Source organism: Bacillus cereus group sp. BfR-BA-01355, from assembly GCF_022663675.1.
GTDB lineage: Bacteria > Bacillota > Bacilli > Bacillales > Bacillaceae_G > Bacillus_A > Bacillus_A thuringiensis_S.
In genome coordinates, this window is sequence record NZ_JAKUFY010000272.1 from 1 (window position 1) to 881 (window position 881).

An 881-nucleotide genomic window follows, 5' to 3' on the forward strand; every position below is an offset into this window, starting at 1 on the left:
TGCATTATATAGTACTCTTCTATGAATCAGTACACCATTCATATATTGTTGATGTTTGTGAGTCATGAACAATTAAATGGTTTAACAAGTAAGGATTCAAGATAATGTATGCAAAATGAGTATAAGTTGTTACAAAGAAATAATAATTAGTCAGCAAAAGCAAAATGATTAGCTCTTAATGGAAAATGAAATGCATTATTAGAAACTCATGATATAAACAACTAGGTTGTAAAGATTAAACTTTTTCCAAAAACTTCATTTGATATTACTCTAGAATGGCATTATAGAAATTATAAATTAACAAGTCTTTTCGTTTATTGACAAAATAAACACGTTGATAGGAGTAATAACGTATTCCTTTAAAAATACGCTTTTTCATTAGGGAATTAATCTAAGCACTAGATAAATAGATGCGTATACTTATATTATGTGAGTTGTGAATGTAATTAAACTGAATTTTTATAGTTTAATTATTAGTAACTATTTTTATTCTAAGAAAATGGATATTTAAAAATATTCAACACCATTACAATAGAGTGTTTCTTAGTATAAGAATATTCTCTCAAAATTATTAAATAAGGAGGAAATAAATGAAACGTAATGATTGTTTTGATCATAATAATTGCAATCCGATTGTTTTTTCAGCAGATTGTTGTAAAAATCCACAGTCAGTTCCTATTACTAGGGAACAATTAAGTCAATTAATTACTTTGCTAAACTCATTAGTATCAGCTATTTCAGCATTTTTTGCAAATCCAAGTGATGCAAATAGAGTAGCGTTATTCAATTTGTTTAATCAATTTTTAATTTTCTTAAATTCCTTATTACCTTCCCCAGAAGTTAATTTTTTGAAACAATTAACTCAAAGTATTTTAGTTTTA

The 881-nt window shown here is 25.4% G+C and carries 1 protein-coding gene; it reads left to right on the plus strand.

Annotated elements, in window-relative coordinates; all coding sequences use genetic code 11:
• Window positions 1-590 precede the first annotated feature (590 nt).
• Window positions 591-881 (plus strand): collagen-like repeat preface domain-containing protein (locus MR167_RS31535; RefSeq protein WP_242316236.1); only part of this gene is annotated, 291 nt, incomplete at its 3' end.